At 65.4% G+C, this 2,148-nt stretch carries 3 protein-coding genes; all 3 read left to right on the forward strand.

Going from position 1 to position 2,148, the window contains the following annotated elements; genetic code table 11:
* The first annotated feature begins 1 nt into the window (after nt 1).
* On the forward strand, nt 2-1,147 hold the full coding sequence (locus AC2VON_RS22315) for an amidohydrolase family protein (protein ID WP_486954818.1): 1,146 nt from the start codon (nt 2-4) through the stop codon (nt 1,145-1,147).
* A 1-nt stretch (nt 1,148) separates the two neighbouring features.
* The gene (locus AC2VON_RS22320) at nt 1,149-1,550 is read left to right on the forward strand and encodes a Rieske (2Fe-2S) protein (protein ID WP_369737038.1); all 402 of its coding nucleotides are present in this window, start codon (nt 1,149-1,151) and stop codon (nt 1,548-1,550) included.
* 16 nt (nt 1,551-1,566) lie between these two features.
* Nucleotides 1,567-2,148, forward strand: a 582-nt coding sequence (locus tag AC2VON_RS22325) for an alpha/beta fold hydrolase (RefSeq protein ID WP_486954819.1), incomplete at its 3' end; no start/stop codon positions are given.

The following is a 2,148-nucleotide window of genomic DNA, read 5'->3' on the forward strand; positions in this document are numbered from 1 at the left end:
GATGACGCTGACCCATATGCACGAACGGGTTCCCGCCGCCGAGCGCATAGCCGTCCGGTGCGTCGACTCGGATGTCCACCCGACGCCCAAGCGCGGGGAACTGCTTCCGTACATCCCCGAGCCGTGGCGCAGCAAGTACTTCCTCACCCGCAAGGTGGGTGAGCAGATCTACTACGACGCCCCCGACTACGCACACAGCTATGCGATGCGCGTGGACACCTTCCCGCCCGACGGCGAATTCCCTTGCAGCGAACCGGATATGGCGTTCCGTCAGCTGATCATGGAGGCGGGCTCCGACATCGCGATACTGGAACCCGCCGCCTACCCGGCGCGCCTGCCCGAAGCGCAGCACGCGATGGCCTGCGCCCTGAACGACTGGCAGGCCAACCACTGGCTGGACAGCCACAACAACTGGCACGAGCGGTGGCGGGGCTCGATCTGTGCCGCCATCGAGGAGCCGGAAGCGAGCGTGCGCGAGATCGAGCGCTGGGCCGGGCACCCCTACATGGCGCAGATTCTGATCAAGGCCGAGCCGCGGCCGTCCTGGGGCCACCCGAAATACGACCCGATCTGGGCGGCGGCCACCAAGCACGACATCACGGTGAGCTGCCATCTGTCCCGCAGCCACTTCGACGAGTTGCCGACGCCGCCGGTGGGCTACCCCAGCTACAACCACGACTTCATGGTCACCTACTCGCTGCTGGCCGCAAATCAGGTCATGAGCCTGATCTTCGACGGCGTCTTCGACCGATTTCCGGCGCTGCGGATCGTGTTCGTCGAGCACGCGTTCACCTGGATCCTGCCGCTGATGTGGCGCATGGACGCCGTCTACGAGGCCCGCAAATCCTGGATCGACATCAAGCGCAAGCCGTCCGAATACGTCAAGGACCACATCAAGTTCACCACCCAGCCGCTGGACTACCCGGAGGACAAGACCGAGTTGACCCGCGCCCTGGAGTGGATGGAGTGCGACAAGATCCTGCTCTACTCCTCGGACTACCCGCACTGGACGTTCGACGACCCGCGCTGGCTGGTCAAGCACCTGCCCAAGGCGGCCCGCGAAGCGGTGATGTTCAAGAACGGCATCGCGACATACCACCTCCCCGACACGGTTCCGGTGCTCGAGGGTCAGGTCCGGGTGTTCTGAGTTGACAGAAGACCTCACCGAGCGGCCCCAGCCACGTCTGGCCCAGGGCCGCGAGCACATCGTCGCGACCGTGGCCGAAATCCCGCCCGGCACCCACAAGCTCGTCCCCATCGGCCGGCACGGCGTCGGCGTCTACAACGTCAACGGCACCTTCTACGCCATCGCGAACTACTGCCCGCACCAGGGCGGTCCGCTGTGCTCGGGCCGCGCCCGCGGCCGCACCGTCGTCGACGAGACCACCGCCGGCGACGCGGTCATGGTCCGCGACCTGGAATACATCTATTGCCCCTGGCATCAATGGGGTTTCGAGCTGGCGACCGGCACGACCGCGGTCAAGCCGGAGTGGAGCATCCGCACCTATCCGGTGCGGGTGGTCGGCAACGACGTGCTGGTGATGGCATGACACTACAGGAGAGTCTGTGTCTTCTATCGAAGTGAACGGCGGCAAAGTCGTCTACGAAATCCTCGGGGACACAGGTGATCTCATCGCCATGACGCCGGGCGGCCGGTTCAGCAAGGAAATCCCCGGGCTGCGCCCGCTGGCCGATGCACTCGTCGCCGGCGGGTACCGGGTACTGCTGTGGGACCGGCCGAACTGCGGCGCCTCCGACGTGCAGTTCTACGGACAGAGCGAGTCACACATGCGCGCCGAGACGCTGCACGGCCTATTGCAGGGCATCGGCGTAGAGCGTTGCATCCTCGCCGGGGGCTCAGGTGGCGCACGGGATTCCATCCTCACGACGATGCTCTACCCCGAGATGGTCTCCAAGCTCGTGGTGTGGAACATCGTCGGCGGCATTTACGGCACCTTCGTGCTGGGGTCCTACTACATCGTGCCGAGCATCCTCGCCGTGCGGGGCACCGGCATGGACGGCGTGGTGAAGGTGCCGGAATGGCGGGAGCGCATCGAGGAGAACCCCGACAACAAACAGCGGTTCCTCGACTTCGACTCCGGCGAGTTCCTCAAGGTGATGTTGCGCTGGCTGAACGCGTTCGTGTCC

This window comes from Mycobacterium sp. TH-M82 (genome assembly GCF_057473605.1).

Bases quoted from the DNA above. Each gene is read 5' to 3' on its own strand.
- AC2VON_RS22315 (WP_486954818.1), top strand. From the start codon at position 2: ATGACGCTGACCCATATGCACGAACGGGTTCCCGCCGCCGAGCGCATA.